14 protein-coding genes and 1 tRNA gene are annotated in these 15,982 nt (G+C 72.2%); 5 read left to right on the forward strand and 10 right to left on the reverse strand.

What is annotated here, in order from left to right; all coding sequences use genetic code 11:
- Window position 1 precedes the first annotated feature (1 nt).
- The 3 genes from tilS to dacB form a co-directional block, all read right to left on the reverse strand.
- On the reverse strand, window positions 2–916 hold the full coding sequence (gene tilS / locus WBN91_RS04465; RefSeq protein WP_337726676.1) for a tRNA lysidine(34) synthetase TilS: 915 nt from the start codon (window positions 914–916) through the stop codon (window positions 2–4).
- Window positions 913–1,935 carry a zinc-dependent metalloprotease gene (locus WBN91_RS04470; protein ID WP_337726677.1) on the reverse strand — a complete coding sequence of 341 codons (1,023 nt, stop codon included), beginning with the start codon at window positions 1,933–1,935 and terminating at the stop codon, window positions 913–915. Before WBN91_RS04470 ends, tilS begins: the two co-directional genes overlap by 4 nt.
- A 171-nt stretch (window positions 1,936–2,106) precedes the next feature.
- On the reverse strand, window positions 2,107–3,834 hold the full coding sequence (gene dacB, locus WBN91_RS04475; RefSeq protein ID WP_337728482.1) for a D-alanyl-D-alanine carboxypeptidase/D-alanyl-D-alanine endopeptidase: 1,728 nt from the start codon (window positions 3,832–3,834) through the stop codon (window positions 2,107–2,109).
- Between the two features lie 228 nt (window positions 3,835–4,062).
- Here dacB and WBN91_RS04480 point away from each other — a divergent pair, with 228 nt between their 5' ends.
- Window positions 4,063–4,566, forward strand: a complete 504-nt coding sequence (locus WBN91_RS04480) for an inorganic diphosphatase (RefSeq protein WP_309110360.1) — start codon at window positions 4,063–4,065, stop codon at window positions 4,564–4,566.
- Window positions 4,567–4,624: 58 nt separating this feature from the next.
- On the opposite strand, the gene WBN91_RS04485 is transcribed toward WBN91_RS04480, so the two are convergent.
- Window positions 4,625–6,286: an MDR family MFS transporter gene (locus WBN91_RS04485; RefSeq protein WP_337728483.1), complete on the reverse strand. Its 1,662-nt coding sequence runs from the start codon at window positions 6,284–6,286 to the stop codon at window positions 4,625–4,627.
- Entirely contained in the window at window positions 6,286–6,792 is a 507-nt protein-coding gene (locus WBN91_RS04490) for a MarR family winged helix-turn-helix transcriptional regulator (protein WP_337728484.1), read from the reverse strand. Before WBN91_RS04490 ends, WBN91_RS04485 begins: the two co-directional genes overlap by 1 nt.
- Window positions 6,793–6,923: 131 nt before the next feature.
- Here WBN91_RS04490 and WBN91_RS04495 point away from each other — a divergent pair, with 131 nt between their 5' ends.
- Entirely contained in the window at window positions 6,924–7,376 is a 453-nt protein-coding gene (locus WBN91_RS04495; RefSeq protein ID WP_337728485.1) for a DUF4442 domain-containing protein, read from the forward strand.
- Between the two features lie 29 nt (window positions 7,377–7,405).
- Entirely contained in the window at window positions 7,406–8,332 is a 927-nt protein-coding gene (locus WBN91_RS04500; protein ID WP_337728486.1) for a TIGR03617 family F420-dependent LLM class oxidoreductase, read from the forward strand.
- On the opposite strand, the gene WBN91_RS04505 is transcribed toward WBN91_RS04500, so the two are convergent.
- Window positions 8,319–8,468 carry a hypothetical protein gene (locus WBN91_RS04505; protein WP_337728487.1) on the reverse strand — a complete coding sequence of 50 codons (150 nt, stop codon included), beginning with the start codon at window positions 8,466–8,468 and terminating at the stop codon, window positions 8,319–8,321. The genes WBN91_RS04500 and WBN91_RS04505 overlap by 14 nt on opposite strands.
- A gap of 191 nt (window positions 8,469–8,659) precedes the next feature.
- Between WBN91_RS04505 and WBN91_RS04510 the strand changes: the two genes are divergently transcribed.
- Entirely contained in the window at window positions 8,660–9,943 is a 1,284-nt protein-coding gene (locus tag WBN91_RS04510) for a hypothetical protein (protein WP_337728488.1), read from the forward strand.
- Between the two features lie 50 nt (window positions 9,944–9,993).
- Here the strand turns inward: WBN91_RS04510 and WBN91_RS04515 are convergent.
- Window positions 9,994–10,067 (reverse strand) — tRNA-Thr (locus tag WBN91_RS04515).
- Between the two features lie 127 nt (window positions 10,068–10,194).
- Between WBN91_RS04515 and WBN91_RS04520 the strand changes: the two genes are divergently transcribed.
- Entirely contained in the window at window positions 10,195–11,814 is a 1,620-nt protein-coding gene (locus WBN91_RS04520; protein WP_337728494.1) for a hypothetical protein, read from the forward strand.
- 230 nt (window positions 11,815–12,044) lie between these two features.
- Here WBN91_RS04520 and WBN91_RS04525 read toward each other — a convergent pair whose 3' ends face one another.
- The 3 genes from WBN91_RS04525 to WBN91_RS04535 form a co-directional block, all read right to left on the reverse strand.
- Window positions 12,045–13,241, reverse strand: a complete 1,197-nt coding sequence (locus WBN91_RS04525; protein WP_337728489.1) for a DNA polymerase III subunit delta' — start codon at window positions 13,239–13,241, stop codon at window positions 12,045–12,047.
- A gap of 22 nt (window positions 13,242–13,263) precedes the next feature.
- Window positions 13,264–15,267, reverse strand: a complete 2,004-nt coding sequence (locus WBN91_RS04530; RefSeq protein ID WP_337728490.1) for a bifunctional MFS transporter/dTMP kinase — start codon at window positions 15,265–15,267, stop codon at window positions 13,264–13,266.
- Window positions 15,268–15,349: 82 nt separating this feature from the next.
- Window positions 15,350–15,967 (reverse strand): hypothetical protein, encoded by a 618-nt coding sequence (locus tag WBN91_RS04535; protein ID WP_337728491.1) that lies wholly within the window; start codon window positions 15,965–15,967, stop codon window positions 15,350–15,352.
- Window positions 15,968–15,982 lie beyond the last annotated feature (15 nt).

A 15,982-nucleotide genomic window follows, 5' to 3' on the forward strand; every position in this document is an offset into this window, starting at 1 on the left:
GTCATGACTGCACCGGTTCGACTCGAAGCCTGCCATGCGCGCGGCGTGCCACAAAGCCGCCGGGCAGCCAGACCCCACCCTGGCCGTGCCAGTCCGCGACCAGAGCGTCCACGCGCCGGAGGTGCGAGTCGGACAACTCGGGCACCCCCTCGTCGATCAGCCACAGGCGCAGCACACGCCTGCGCAGGGCGGTCGGGAGGTCGGCCAGCTCCTTGGCGTCGCAGCGGTCGCCGGGGTGGGAACGCGCCAGGTCGTCGAGTGCGTCACAGTCCTCGCGCAACTGGGCCGCCGTGCGGGCCAACGCGTCCGCCACACCGCCCTGCAAGACGTCCTCCAGCAGCGGCAGGACCTCCGTGCGCAGCCGGACGCGGGTGTAGGCGGGGTCGGCGTTGTGCGGGTCATTCCAGGGGGTGAGGCCGAGGGCCGTGCAAGCCGCGCTGGTGTCCGCCCGCGACACGCCCAGCAGCGGACGTCCCCACGGCGGGTCGCACGCCCGCATCCCGGCGATGCTGCGCGGTCCCGAACCCCGGCCCAGGCCGAGCAGGACGGTTTCGGCCTGGTCGTCGAGGGTGTGGCCGAGCAGGACCAACCCGCGTTCCGGCCGCAGCGCCGCGTACCGCGCCCGCCGAGCCGCCGCCTCCGGGCCGCCAGGCCCTTCCACGACGACCGTCCGCACCTCGGCCCGCAGCCCCAGGCGAGTGCACGTGGCAGCGGCTTCCGCGGCGACCCGTGACGAGCCCTCCTGGAGACCGTGGTCCACCACGACCGCCCGCGCACCCGGTCTGAGCTGCGCGGTCACCGCCGCCAGGGCCAGCGAGTCGGCGCCGCCGGACACCGCCACCGCGACCTCCTCGGGCCGGTGCTCGGCCAGGAACCGCCGCACCGCGACGCGCACCCGGTCGACCGGACCGTTCACGGCGAGACGCGGCGCAGCCAGGCGGCCGGGTCGGTGATCTCGGCGCGGGTGGGCAGCGTGTCCGGTCCGGTCCACACCGCGTTGAACCCGGACATGCCCACGGCGTCCACGACGTGCCTGGTGAAGGCCGCGCCCTCGGCGTACTGGCGGACCTTCGCCTCCACGCCCAGCAACGTCCGCAGCACTCGGTCGAGCATGCCGCCGCCCTTGCGCCGGGCGGTGAACCGCTCGCGGATGACCCCCACGGACGGCACGACCTCGGGACCCACCGCGTCCATGACGTGGTCGGCGTGCCCTTCCAGCAGCGTGGACAGGGCGATCAGCCGGTCCAGCACCTCGCGCTGCGCCGGGTTCTGGAGCAGGTCCACGAACCCGCCCGCCTCCCGCAGCCGCCGCGGCAGGTCGCGCAGGCGCACCGCGACCCCGTCGTCCATGCTCGACAGCAGCTGCGCGACCAGCCCGGAGAAGTGCTCGCCCAGCCACGGGACCGCGGTGAACTGGAGCCGGTGCGTGCCTTCGTGCAGGCACACCCACATGCTGAAGTCCGCGCCGTCGACGTCCAGCGCCCGCTGCGCGCCCACGATGTTCGGGGCGACCAGCAGCAGGCGTCCGCCGTCGGAGAACGGGTCGTACTGGCCCAGCACGCGCCCGCTCAGGAACGCGATGACCACGCCCGCCTGCACGCCCGCTGTGCCCGCCAGGACACCGCTGAACGCGCCGGACTGGCGCGGGAGGGCCCCATCGGTCAGCACGGACAGTCCCTGGACGGCCGCCCGGACCCACCCGGGCCGGTCGACGACCTCGCCCGCCCGCAGCGGCAGCCCGTGCCCGAGCCCGGTCAGCTCGCGGACGTGCACCTCGGCGTCGATGGCCTGCTCGCGCAACCGCCCGACCGCGATGTCCGCCTCCGCTCTGGGCACCACCGGTCCGGGGCGCACGAGCCGGGCGGCGGTCGCGATGGCCAGCTCCCAGTCGACCGGGTCACTGCCCGCACGGTGGTCCTGCGCAGCGCGGTTCACCCCCCGAACGCTACCTGCGGAACCGGCCACGACAACACCTCTGAGCCCGGCGAGGCCGCGTCGGCTTGTCGCGCCGCCTTTCCCGCCGATCAGCTCCTCCGATCGGTGGGAAAGGCGGCGCGACAAGCCGACTACCAGGCGGCCTCGCCCGCGACGCCGGAGGCGGCACCATCAAACACAGCCGCAGCCCCGCAAAGCGGTGGCCAGGGCGTCGAGGCCCGGTCGGACCTTCGTCCGGGGGTCTTCGCCGCTGATCGACATGAACGCGAACACCAGCACCCGGCCGTCGTTGTCCACCACCACGCCCGCCAGCGAGTTCACCGAGGTCAGCGTGCCCGTCTTGGCGCGCACCCAGCCCTTGCCGGCCAGGTCGCCGTACCGGCCGGCCAGGGTCCCGCTGCCGCCCGCCACGGGCAGGGCGGTGAGCAGCGGCCGGAGCTTCGCGGTCTTCGGGTCGGCGGCGTCGGGCTTCGCGGCGGCGGACAGGATGTCGGTCAGCAGCCGGGCCGGGACCTTGTCGTTCTTGGACAGGCCGGACGCGTCGACCACCTCGGCGCCGGTCAGGTCGAAGCCGTTCTCGGTGAGCACCGCCCGCACCGCCTGCACCCCGCCCTCGAACGTGGGCGGCAGGCCCTTGGCGATGGCGACCTCGCGGGCCATCGTCTCGGCCAGCACGTTGTCCGAGATCTGCATCAGGTTCTCGACCAGCTGGTCCACCGGGGCGGACTTGACCTCGCCCAGCACCTTCGCCCCCGCCGGCGCGGTGCCGGCGGCGATGGACGCCGCGCCCACCCGGGACGCCAGGGCCTGCGCGGTGGTGGCGGCGGGCGTGCCGGTGCGCGGGGTGTCGTAGGCGGTCGGGTCCTGGCGACCGCCGTCCATCATCAGCGGGCCGATCGGGGACACGTAGCCGCCGGGGACGTCGGCCGGGTCCCAGCCCGGGGCCATGCCGTCGCCCTGGTAGCGGCTGGTGTCGTACAGGACCTGGGTGACCGGGCCGTTCGCGGTGACCTGCGAGGCCAGCTCGTCCAGGGTGGCCGCGCCGGGGTAGACGGTGCCGCGGTCGGCCGGGAACGAGGACAGCGTCGGGTCGCCGCCGCCGACCAGCACGACCGTGCCGGGCTGGGCGCCTTGGACGACCTTGGTGGACAGCTGGGAGGTGTGGTCCAGCGCCAGCAGCGAGGCCGCCGCGACCAGGATCTTCACCGTCGAGGCGGGGGTCAGCGGGGTCGTGTCGCCCTGCTTCCACAGCGCCTGGCCGGTGCCCGGGTCGACCACCGCGCCGGTCAGCGTGCCCAAGTCGGGGTTGCCGGCCGGTCCGCGCAGGACGGCGGCGATGCCGGACGCGCTGGGCACCGGTCCGTCCGTGCCGATACCGCGCACGGCCGGCGAGACGGGTGCGGGCGGCTGCGGCGCGGCGGTGGTCGGCACGGGCGCGGTGTCGAACCACCCCAGCTGCCACGACGTCACACCGCCCGCCACCAGCACGAGCACCGCCGCCAACGCGCCGACCAGCGCCAACGGCTTCTTCCGCCGCTCGGACTCCTCGACGGTCGCGACCCGCTCCGGCTTGGCGGTCTCCTCCGCGGCGGCGGGCTCCGGCTTGACCCTCTCGGGCGTGGCCCTCTCGGACGTGGTCTTCTCGGGCTTGCTCTTGGCCGGGGTGTCGTCGTCCCCAGCGGCCTCCCACCGGGACCAGGCGGCGTCGGCGGCGGCTTCACGCGATCGAGCGACTTCGGTCTTCACCTGTCCGCGCGGAGGGGTGGCCGGCCGGCCCGGCGTGCGCTTGTCCTGCCCGCCCGACACCGGCGGCACCGGTCTCGGCACGATGGCGGTCTGCTCGGCCGCCGAAGGCGGGGACGGAGTGCGCGGGACAGGTGGTGGCACCGGGATGCGCATGGTCGGCGATTCCTGCGGCCCCGGCCGCCTGACCTGCACCGTTGGCGGCTCGTGGACCGCTTCGTCATCGTCGACGGTCGGCCACGATGGCTCGTCGGGCACGCAGTCCTCCGGGGTTGATTACGGGCAATGTCACACCCACGCACAGGCACTCGGATGAGGGTTGACGACACCTCGTGGTCCACACTAGTGGCGTAACGAACGTCAAAGACGAGCGAGGACCGCGCAGTGGAGTTCGACGTCACCATCGAGATCCCCAAGGGGGTCCGGAACAAGTACGAGATGGACCACAAGACCGGGCGCATCCGACTGGACCGCACCCTGTTCACGGCCACTCAGTACCCGGCGGACTACGGCTTCGTCGACGACACCCTCGGTGAGGACGGTGACCCGCTGGACGCGCTCGTGCTCGTCCAGGAGCCGACCTTCCCGGGCTGCCTCATCCGGGCCCGCGCGATCGGCATGTTCCGCATGACCGACGAGAAGGGCGGCGACGACAAGCTGCTCTGCGTGCCCGCCGAGGACCCCCGCAGCGAGCACCTGCGCGACATCCACCACCTCTCCGAGTTCTACCGCCTGGAGATCCAGCACTTCTTCGAGGTCTACAAGGACCTGGAGCCGGGCAAGAGCGTGGAGGGCGCGACCTGGGTCGGCCGCACCGAGGCCGAGGCCGAGATCGTGCGGTCCTACCAGCGCCTGAAGGACGCCGTGGCGCGCGGCGAGGACCACTGACCACAGAAAAAGCGGGCCACCCCAGGTGAAGGGGTGGCCCGCTTTTTCGCGTCCGGGGTCAGTGCACCGCGACCGCCGGAGCGGCCTCGTCGTTCACCCGCTCCAGACCGGACCGGTTGGACAGCGGGACCTCGCGCAGGAACCACACCAGCGCGAACCCGACCACCGACACCAGGCCGCCGACCAGGAACACCAGGTCGATCGAGCCGGAGAAGCCGTCCAGGAACGGCCGGGCGACCACCGGGTCCAGCGTGTTGAGGAACTCGGTGTTGTTCAGGTCCACGCCCGCGCCGCCGTCCTTGAGCGCCCCGGCGATCTGGGCGTTCTCCGGCTTGGCCAGCGCCGCCGCGAACGCCGGGTCGCCGAACGCCGTGCGCAGCGCGTTGCCGATCTTGTCGCCGACCGTGCTGAACAGGATCGACAGGAACACCGCCGTGCCGACCGTGCCGCCGATCTGCCGGAAGAACGTCGCCGACGAGGTGGCCACGCCCATGTCCCGGGGCTCGGCGTCGTTCTGGATGGCCACCAGCAGGGTCTGCATGGACAGGCCCAGGCCCGCACCCATGAAGAACATCATCACCAGCGGCTGCCAGACCGGGGTGTCCGTGCCGATCGTGCTGAACAGGAACAGCGAGGCCGCCATCAGCCCGAACCCGACCACCGGGAACACCTTGTACCGGCCGGTCTTCGCGGTGATCCGGCCGCTGGTGCCGGCCGCGGTCATGATGCCGAGGGTCAGCGGCAGCATCATCAGGCCGGCCTCCGTGGCCGAGTAGCCCTTCACGATCTGGAGGTACAGCGGCAGCGACACCATGCCGCCGAACATCGCGATGCCCATCACGAAGTTGACCGCGTTGCCCAGCGAGAACGTCTGGCGCTGGAACAGCCGCAGCGGCAGCAGGGCCTCGTCGCCGGCGCGCCTCTCGGCGAACACGAACCCGACCAGGCCGAGCACGCCGACCACGTACATGGCGATGGACGCGGCGGAGTCCCAGCCCCACTCACGACCCTGCTCGGCGACGATCAGCAGCGGCACCAGGCCGACGGTGAGCAGCAGCGCGCCCAGGTAGTCGATGCGGTGGTCGACCCGCTTGTGCGGGATGTTGAGCACCCGCGCCACGACGACCAGCGCGACCAGCGCGATCGGCACGTTGATCAGGAACACCCAGCGCCAGCCGGCGGTGCCCAGGAAGCTCTCCAGGCCCGCGAACAGGCCGCCGACGACCGGACCCGCGACGCTGGACACGCCGAACACGGCCATGAAGTAGCCCATGTACCGGCTGCGGTCACGCGGCGAGGTGATGTCCGCCAGGATCGCCATCGCCAGCGACATCAGACCACCGGCGCCCAGGCCCTGCACCGCGCGGAACGCGGCCAGCTCGTACATCGAGTTCGCGATGCCCGACAGCAGCGAGCCGATCAGGAACAGCGAGATCGCGGTCAGGTACATCGGCTTGCGGCCGTAGATGTCGGACAGCTTGCCGTACAGCGGCGTCGAGACGGTGGCCGTGATCAGGTAGGCGGTGGTCGCCCAGGCCTGGAGGGTCTGGCCGTGCAGCTCGTCGGCGATGGTCTTCATCGCGGTGGACACGATCATCTGGTCCAGCGCCGCCAGGAACAGGCCGAGCAGCAGGCCGGACAGGATCGTCAGGATCTGGCGGTGGGTGAGCAGCGCGGCACCTGGCGGTGTCGCCCCGGCTCGGGTCGTCGTCTCCGACATCAGTTCTTCTCCCCTTCTGAGCGCGGCCCCAGTCCGCTCTCAGCGATGAAATCCGGCAGCGCCTTCTCGTAGTTGCCGACGAAGCGCTCGAAGTGGTGGATGAACGCCGAGAGGTCCTCCTCGGACCAGTCGGCGAGCATGCGGGCGATGGCCTGGTTGCGCTGCGCGCGGCGCTCCTCCAGGAGGCGCTGCCCGGCGTCGGTCACGGCCAGCACGCTGGCGCGGCCGTCGTCGGGGTCCGCGCGGCGCTCGACCCAGCCCTCCTTGACGAGCGTCGCGACCTGGCGGCTGACCGTCGAGGGGTCCGAGAAGACCGCCTCGGCGAGGGCGCTGGACCGGCAGGGTCCCAACTGGCTGAGGTTGGCGAGCAGCACGAAGGACGCCTTGTCCATCCCGGACTTGCTCATGTGGGACGCCACGCAGGCGTGCATCTTGTTGAGGCGGACCATCGCCGTGCCGATGCGTTCGGCCAGGGCGAGCTGCACCTCGTCACTCACCGGGGTCATGATGGGACTCTCCGTTTGCTTGCACCATGCATCTAGTTGCTGGGTACAAGCATGAACCCGAGAAAGTCTCTTGGCAAACGAAATACCCGGTGACTCGCATCTCATGGCTACTGGTCGGTAACATGCCCGCCATGAGCGCTGACTACTCGTTCGTCGCCGACGCGATGAAGCAGGCCGTGCCGTGGGTGAAGACCAGCGGCGTCGAGTTCCCCGAGGTCGCGGGCGACCGGGTGGTGGCCGAACTGCCCGACACCGCCGAGACCCACAACCACGTGGGCGGGCCGCACGCGGCGATGATCTTCGGCCTCGGCGAGACCGCGTCCGGGGCGGTCGCGATGGCCGCCTTCGCGCCGCACATGGCCAAGGCGACCCCGCTGGTGGCCCGGTCCGAGATCGCCTACAAGAAGCTCGCCCTGGGCGTGCTGCGCGCCGAGGCCGTCCTGGGCCGGCCCGCCGACGAGGTGGTGGCGGAACTCGACGCCGGCACCCGCCCCGAGTTCCCCGTCAACGTCACGGTGACCAACGCCGAGGGCGTCACGACGGCGGAGATGGTCGTCGTCTGGACCCTCAAGCCCAACCGCTGACCGCCGCCGGGCTTCGGTACGTTCGGCCGGTGCAGGTGGACCGGTTGGAGATCGCGTACGACCCCCGCACCGTCGAGGAGTCCGCGCGGCGGGCGCTGGCCGAGGGCTGCGGGGGCTTCTGGCTGGCCGAGACCAGCCATGACCCGTTCCTGGGCCTGGCCCGGCTGGGCGGTCTGGACCTGGAGCTGGGCACGGCCATCGCGGTGGCCTTCGCGCGCAACCCGATGAGCACCGCCGTGCAGGCCAACGACCTGCAACTGCTGTCCGGCGGCCGGTTCAACCTAGGCCTGGGCTCCCAGGTCGAACCGCACATCACCAAGCGCTTCGGCATGCCGTGGTCACGCCCGGCGGCACGGATGCGCGAGTTCGTCCAGGCGCTGCGGGCGATCTGGACGTGCTGGGCCACCGGCGAACGGCTGCGTTTCCGGGGCGAGTTCTACACGCACACCCTGATGACGCCGTTCTTCGACCCGGGCCCCAACCCGCACGGCCCGCCGAAGGTGTGGCTGGCCGGCGTGGGCGAGCTGATGACCGAGGTGGCGGGCGAGGTGGCGGACGGCTTCCTGTGCCACAACTTCACCACCGAGCGCTACTTCCGCGAGGTCACCGTCCCCGCCCTGGAACGCGGTCGCGCCGCGTCGGGCCTGCCCCCGTTGGAGATCAGCGCGCCGGCCCTGGTCGCGCACGACGAGGCGGGCGTGGTCGAGGTGAAGCGCCAGATCGCCTTCTACGGCTCGACCCCCGCGTACCGCAAGGTCCTGGACCTGCACGGCTGGGGCGAGCTGCACGAGGAACTGCACCGCATGTCCCGCAGGGGGCTGTGGGACGACATGACCGCGTCGATCCCCGACGACGTCATGCACGCCTTCGCCGTGGTCGGCACCCCCGACGAGGTCGACGCCGAGCTGACCCGCCGCTACGGCGACCACGCCACGAGGATCCTCACGTCCGCGTGAGCCGGTGGTGGAACACCGCCATCTGCGCCCGCACCCGGGCCACCTGGTGCCGTCGGACCCACCGCCGCCGCCCCACCCGAGCGACCAGCGCGACGAACGGCAACGCCAGCACCGTCAGCACGACCATCCCGACCATCGCCCTCACCTCCACGGTGGCAACGACAGGGTGAACGACGACTGACGCCAACCGTGAAAACGCCACCCCATTGGAGCAATGCCGGCCACTCGGGTCTGGCAGGATCCGGCGCACCGAGCGCACGACGGAATCGAAGGGGGTAGCGCGCTGTGCACAGGATCCGGCGAAGATCAGCCGCACTGGGAGTCCTGGTGACCGCGGGGCTGATCGCCTCGACGCCCGGCGCGGCGACGGCCGCGACGTGGCCGGTGCCGTACGTCAGGGTCGGCGAGAACCCGATTTCGGTGGAGATCAGCCCGAATGGAGCCCTGGCCTACGTCACCAACGCGGAGGACCGCACGGTGTCGGCCATCGACACCGCGAGCAAGACGGTCACCGCCACCATCCCCGTCGGCATCCAGCCCGAGGACGTCGCGTTCACCCCGGACAGCCGCAGGGCGTACATCACCAACGCCGGCGACTCCAACACCGACAAGGGCTCGGTGTCGGTGATCGACACCGCGGCCAAGCAGGTCGTCAGCACCGTTTCGGTGGCCGCGGTGATCGCGCCGCGGGCGGTCGCCGTCACGCCGGACGGCACGAAGGCCTACGTCGTCGGCTCCGGTTACGAAATGTCCGTGATCGACACCGCGACCAACACCGCCACCCCGGTCCACATCGGCCGCAGCGGCGCGACCGACGTGAAGGTCACGCCGGACGGCTCCCGCGTCTACATCGCGGACTTCTACAGCAAGAGGGTCGTGGTGGTCAGCACCGCGACCAACAGCGTGATCGCCAACGTGCCGCTGCCGACCGCTCCCAACCGCATCGCGATCATGCCGGACGGCCTGCGCGCGTACGCCACCAGCTACCAGGCCGACAAGGTCTACATGATCGCCACGGCCGGCAACTACGTCGCCGCCACGGTGAGCACGCCCAACCCCTTGGCCGTGGCACCCGCGCCGAACGGTCGCCAGGTCCACGTCGCCGACTACGACAGCAACACCATGTCGTCGATCGACGTCGCCACCAACACCGTCCTGGGGTCCAGGGAGATCGGCATGTACGCGGTGTCGATGGCCATCACGCGGACCGGCACCGAGGCCTACGTGGTCCTGCGCAGCAACTACAGCGTCGTGATCCGGGACATCGCCGCCGAACCCGGCCGCGACCGGGTGGTCGCCGGCGAGCGCCTGGAAGCCGGCCAGTCCAAGACCTCGCCGGACGGCCGCTACCGGCTGACCATGCAGACCGACGGCAACCTGGTGCTCTACAACGCGAACAACCAAGCGGTGTGGCACACCCACACCAACGGCACCGGTGCGACTTACGCGGTCCTCCAGTACGACGGCAACTTCGTCGTCTACGCGCCACACCTCGAAGCGAAGTGGCACACCAACACCTGGAGTTCGGCAGCCGACCGCTTCGTCGTGCAGAACGACTCGAACCTGGTCCTCTACGGCCCCAACGGCTTCCCCCACTGGCACCGCTGGTAGCACAGCAAAAAGGCCCAGGTCAGCGGTGCTGACCTGGGCCTTATCTCGCGAGCCGCCTGTCGGAATCGAACCGACGACCTGCTCATTACGAGTGAGCCGCTCTGGCCGACTGAGCTAAGGCGGCGAGACGCGACAACTATAGCCCAGGCGGTGAGCGTCACCCACCAGGGGGTGCGGTCGTTAGGCCGTGAGTGACGCCGCTCACGTGCGCGCGTCGCGTCGACGCTGTCGTCGTGGGAGGTACCGCACAGATGCGCCTGATGGCCCTTCCTGCCGCCGCCGTGCTGGTCGCGCTGTGCGCCGCTCCCGCTCTCGCCCAGCCCACGACGACCCCCGTGCCGGGTCCGCGCGACCCGAACCAGCCGCCGGCGTCGGCCGGGCCGCCGGTCACCGCGCACGCCGTCGGGGACGCCGGGACCGGGCTCGCGGTGGTGCGGTTGGCCCCCGAGTCGGTGCCGACGGACACGATCCTGCCCGGCTTCAGCGAGCAGCTGCCCAAGCAGTCGGCGGCGGAGGTCGGGGTCGGGCTGGCCAGCGCCCAGGCCAACAGCGAGGCGTACCTGACCTACGAACGGGCCGTCGCCCAGGCCTCGCCGCTCGGGTTCGCCGTGCGGGGACGCGCGCCGCAGACGCCCGGCACGCTGGTGCAGACCGCCTCCCCGGACAACGCGGCGCCCGTCACCGGCGGCCTCACCCCGCCGCAGACCCCGCTGGACACCCTGCTCAAGGTCGGCCTGCTCAACGGCAGCGCCCACGCCCGCTGGCACGACGAGCTCGGCCCGTGCGTGTCGCCGCTGGCCGACGCCAGGACCTCGGTCGCGAGCCTGTCGGTGCTCAACGCGATCCCGACCCTGCCCGGGTCGACCGACCTGACCGGCATGCTCACCCAGGACACGCCCAAGCTCGACGCGGCCGGCAAGCAGGCCCTGGTCGACGGGCTCAAGGGCCTCGGCGCGCCGCTGAGCCAGTTGGGCGGCCTGCTGTCCGGCTCGCCCGACACCGGCGCGACCGGCTCCCTGCTCAGCCTTCCGGACACGCTCAGCGCCCGGTCCACCGTGGAGTTGGTGGACCTGCCGGGCAGCGCGAACAAGGCCGTGAAGTCGACGTCCACCCTCCAGGCGGCGAGCGTCCGGCTGCTCGCGGGCACGCCGATGGAGATCCGCATCGACGTCGTCGGCCAACCCACCCTGACCGCCCTGTCCACCGGTGACCAGGCGACCTCGAAGGTCACCTACACCGCGCCCGTGCTGCGGGTGAGCCAGGGCGGCAAGGAGCTCGGGGTGCTCGACGCCGCCAACCCGAAGCTCGACGTGCCGATCGGCCTGCCCGTGACGGGCAACCTCCCCGTCGTCGGCGGTCTGGCGGAACGCAAGCTCGACATCGGCGTGCTGCGCCTCCAGATCGCGCAGTTGAACGAGAAGTCGATGGTGCTCGACGGTCCGCTCCAGCAAGGCGGCCCCGTGATCAAGGGGTTCATGCTCGGGGCCACCGCGCGGCTGCTCGACCTCCAGCTGTTGCCGACCGACGCCCTCGGGCTGCCGAACCTGCCATCGGCGTTGGCACAGGTGTCCCTGGGTGAGCAGATCGTCCGCGCGGCGGCCCCGAACGGCGGGGTGGTGTGCGCGCCGGCCCAGACGCCGCCCGGAGGCGGCGGGCAGGCCGCCCCGCCCAAGAACCAGGGCAGCCAACCGCTGGCGTACACCAACGCGGCGTACAAGACGATCCCGATCTTCTGGACGGGAACTCTTCTGCTGCTGGTCGGCGTTGTAGTGGTGGCCGCCATCCCCCCGACCCGCCCCCGCACCCGGCACGCCACCCCATCGGGTGACATGTCGAGTTCGGAACCAACCGACGACTCCCGCGTCCCGTGAAGTAGAAGGAACGGGGCGCGGACGGAGCCACCCGCTCGCCCCACAGCGCAGCGTGCCGTGGCGGGGCCGAAGTCGAAGCCCGGCGCGGCGGCGAACGACGAGTGAGTCGATCGCGGCAGCGCGTGGCGTGGTGCGGCAGGTCTGCGGCGGGCTCCGGTCGAACCGGAAGCCGGGTCAGCCGCAGTGTGGCCCCGGAGCCGGATCAGCCCCGGTGAGGCCCGGGAGCCGGGTCAGCCGCGGTGGAGGGTCATGAGCATGGCTTCGACCGCGATGCGCGGCTTGACGTTCAGCTCCAGCGCCTCCCGGCACGCCAGGACGGCCTCCAGGCGGCGCAGGGTGGACTCGCGGGACCACGACCGGGCGGCCTCGCGGGCGTCGTCGGCGCGGTCCGGGTGGTTCAGGGTCGCCTGCGCGCCGGTCGCCGTCACCAGGACGTCGCGGTAGAACGCGGCCAGGTCCACCAGGGCCTGGTCGAGCGAATCGCGTTGGGTCCGGGTCGCCCGGGACTTCTGGCGCTTCTCCAGGTCCTTCAACGCGCCCTTGGCGCCCCGGGTCGCCGCGGCCGTGCCCTTGCCGGTGCCGCCGCCGCCCATCGCGGTCTCCAGCGCCTGCCGTTCGGCCTCGTCACGGGCCTCGTTGGCGGTCAGCGCGTCCGCCTCGGCGGCCTGCACGAGGCTGTCCGCGCAGGTGAAGATGTCCGCGGGCCGGCGCAGCGCCAGCGGGATGCGCAGGACGGCGTCCCGGCGCGCCCGCACCGCCTCGTCCGACGCCAGCCGCCGCGCCCGCCCGACGTGCCCGCCGGACACCGACGCCGCCCACTCCGCGTCCGAGGCGGGGACGCCCTCCTCGCGCAACGCGTCGGCGATGGCGTCCAACCGGGGCGTGCCCAACCGCACGATCCGGCACCGCGACCGGATGGTCACCGACACGTCGTCGGGGTGGTCGGAGGGCGCGCACAGCAGGAACACGGTCCGCTCCGGCGGCTCCTCCACGGCCTTGAGCAGGGCGTTCGCCGCGCCCTCGGTCAGCCGGTCCGCGTCGGTGATGATCACGACCTGCCACCGCCCGGACGTGGGCCGCCGCGCCGACACCTGGACCAGCGACCGCATCTCGGCGACGGAGATCGACAGCCCCTCGGGCGAGACCACCCGGACGTCGGCGTGGGTGCCCGCCAGGGTCGTGTGGCACCCGGAGCACTCACCGCACCCCGGCCGGTCGTCCGCGGCGGTGCACTGCAAGGCGGCGGCGAACGCGCGCGCGGCTCCCGAGCGGCCGGAGCCGGGGGGACCGGTGAACAGCCAGGCGTGGGTCATGGCGCCGGGCGCGGGCGTGCCACCGGCGACGATGGACGCGGCGGCCTCCGCGGCGGCGCTCAGGACGGCGACCGCGTCGGGCTGCCCGACGACCTCGCTCCACACACCCTTCACGGGGAGAAAACCTACCCAGACCTCAGGACGACTCCACCACCGGCCGCGCGGACGACCGGGTCACCAGCGGCACCACCACGGCGCTCACCCGGGCGGCGACCTCCTCGGCGGAGCCGTCGGCGTCCACCACCACGTACCGCTCGGGGTCGGCGGAGGCCATCTCGGTCAGCAGCCGCTGCACCCGCCAGTGGTCCTCGACCAGGCCCTTCTCCGGCGGCCCGGACGGGGTCCGGTCCAGCAGCACGGTCACGTCCGGCCGCAGCCGCCCGGTGGCCCAGTCGACCAGGCCCTCCAGTTCGCTGGGCTCAACGCTGCCGACCGCGCTGAAGTGCGCCAGCGGGCTGTCCACGTACCGCTCCATAACGACCACGGCGCCCTCGTCCAGCGCGGGCCGCACCTCGCGTTCCACCACGTCGGCGCGCACGGCCGCCGCGACCAGGGCGTGCGCCCGGACCCCGGCGAGGTCGGCGGTGGACAGCAGGTTGCGCAGCCGCTGCTCGTCCAGGTCGGGGTCGGAGGCCAGCAGCACCTGCCGCCCCTCGGCGCGCAGCGCTTCCGCGAGCAGCCGGGCCTGGGTGGCGGTGTCCGACCGGCTCTCCCCCTCGACGGCGATGAGCAGCCCGCCGGTCCGCCGCCGCCGACCGCGGAGCGCGGCGATCAGGTCGGACAGGATCGGCACGGCACGCCGGTCGTCCATCTGCCGGTAGGCGATGAGCCCGAGCAGGATCGCGATCAGGGCCGCGCCGAACAGCACCGGCCGGGTGGCGTCGACTTGCATGGGGTGCCCGAACACGGTCACCGTGCGGCGCTGGATCAGGCTCACCAGCAGCGGCGCGGCGCCGGAGGCGACGAAGAGCACGATCTTGAGCAGCGACTGGATCAGCGCGACGGTCCGGCCGCGCATGGCGTCCTCGACCTTCGAGCCGACGATGGTCAGACCGGTCAGGAACGCCATGCCGGCGCAGCCGCCGACCAGGGCGACGGCGATCAGCGCGACCCACAGGTGCGGCGCGATGGCCACGATGAGCAGGCTGGCGCCGGCGAGCACGATGGTGACGCCGAACAGGCGGTCGTAGGTCAGCCTGCGGGCGGCGCGCGGCGCGACGGCCATGCCGACCGCGAGACCGGCGAACACCGCCACGAACAGCAGGCCGAACGTGGAGTCGCCGCCGAGCAGCGAGTTGGCGTAGAGCTTGGCCGTGCCGATCACCGCGCCGGCCGCGGCGAACGCGCCGACCATGCCGATGACCAGGCCGCGGACCAGCGGGGTGCGCCCGGCGAACCGGAGCCCGTCGCGCAGCATGGCGAAGAAGCCCTCGCGCTCGCCCTTGACCGGCTTGGCACGGCTGATCCGGCCGGACAGTTCGGGGATGCGCACCGCGACCAGGATCGCCGAGGTGACGTAGAGGGCTCCGTTGACCATGACGGCGATGGTCGCGATGCGGAACTCGATGTCGGTGTTCTGGAGGTGCAGGTAGCCGGGGATGCCGGAGATCAGCGAGTACAGGCCCGCGCCGCTGATGACCGAGATGCCGTAGGTCATGACCAGGCCGAGCTGGTTCGCCGTCTCCACCTGGTCGGGGCGGCGCAGCAGGTTGGGCACGGCCGAGTCCTTGGCCGGGATCCACAGCATCGCGCAGCAGCCGACCAGGAAGTTCGCGATGAACAGCCACCAGGCGGTGCCGATGAGCGCGATGGAGATGAACAGGCCGCCGCGCAGCAGATCGCAGACGACCATGATCTTGCGCCGGTCGAACCGGTCCGCCAGGACGCCGCCGAGCGGGGCGAACAGGATGCCCGGCAGGAGCTGGGTGAGGACGACGAGGCTGAGCGCGAAGCTCTCCCACTGGTAGCTCTGGGTCAGCCGCGACACGAGGCCGGTCAGGGCGAGGAGTGACAGCCAGTCACCGACACTGCACAGATAGGTGACACCCCAGAGCCTGCGGAACGGCCGGATCGCCAACACGCTGCGAATCCGGTGGCTGGTTGACGCCGCTGTGCCGCCGCCGTCCTGGATGGTGCTCACCCCCGCCGTTGGTGCAGGCAATCAGGGTAGCCGGGGCCGTCCAGCCACATGACCACATCCGCCATTCGGGTGGTGGAGGTGGTCAGGAGAAGAACCTCACCACCATCTCGATGATGGCACGCGCGACGGGGAAGAGCAGTCCGCTGAGCACCGCGAGCAGGACCAGGCACCCCACCCAGCCCACACCGGTCTTCTGCGGCGTTTGCACTGGTCGCGGCTGGTGCGGAGCAGCGCGAGAGGGCAGCGGCGCGTGCGGAACGGCGCGAGACGCCAGGGGCGCGTGCGGCGGGACGTACTGGGTGGGCGCGTTCGGGACCGGCGCCTGGGCCGTCGGGTACGCGTAGGGCGAGGGCGCCGGTGCGTGTGGCGCGTTCCACCCCTGCTGAACAGGCCGGGTGGGCGCACGGCGGGCTGCCGGGGCACGCCGCACACGATCACTCGGCACCCCGGATTGTCGGTACCCCGTGGGATCATGGAGACGGGGGCCGGAGGCCGCCCCCTCCCCCGATCCGACCGACTCCGCGGCAGCGGGAGCAGGCGGGGCCGGCGCGGGTTCGAGGGCCGCCGAGCCGCTCAGCGCGTCCGGGAACACCCGGTCCGCACCGGTCACCAGGCCCGCGAGCGGGTCCGGGAAGAAGCGGGGCGGCGGTGGGGCCTGGGTGCCGTCCCGGCCGAAGTCGTCCGGGCCGAAGTCGTCCACCGCCGCATCATCCCG

Origin of the sequence: Saccharothrix sp. CCNWYY140 (assembly GCF_037401995.1) — a bacterium.
Lineage (GTDB): Bacteria > Actinomycetota > Actinomycetes > Mycobacteriales > Pseudonocardiaceae > Actinosynnema.

Bases quoted from the DNA above. Each gene is read 5' to 3' on its own strand.
- dacB (WP_337728482.1), bottom strand. From the start codon at position 3,834: ATGCGCATCCCGGTGCCACCACCTGTCCCGCGCACTCCGTCCCCGCCT.
- WBN91_RS04485 (WP_337728483.1), bottom strand. From the start codon at position 6,286: ATGTCGGAGACGACGACCCGAGCCGGGGCGACACCGCCAGGTGCCGCG.
- WBN91_RS04490 (WP_337728484.1), bottom strand. From the start codon at position 6,792: ATGACCCCGGTGAGTGACGAGGTGCAGCTCGCCCTGGCCGAACGCATC.
- WBN91_RS04495 (WP_337728485.1), top strand. From the start codon at position 6,924: ATGAGCGCTGACTACTCGTTCGTCGCCGACGCGATGAAGCAGGCCGTG.
- WBN91_RS04505 (WP_337728487.1), bottom strand. From the start codon at position 8,468: ATGGTCGGGATGGTCGTGCTGACGGTGCTGGCGTTGCCGTTCGTCGCG.
- WBN91_RS04520 (WP_337728494.1), top strand. From the start codon at position 10,195: ATGCGCCTGATGGCCCTTCCTGCCGCCGCCGTGCTGGTCGCGCTGTGC.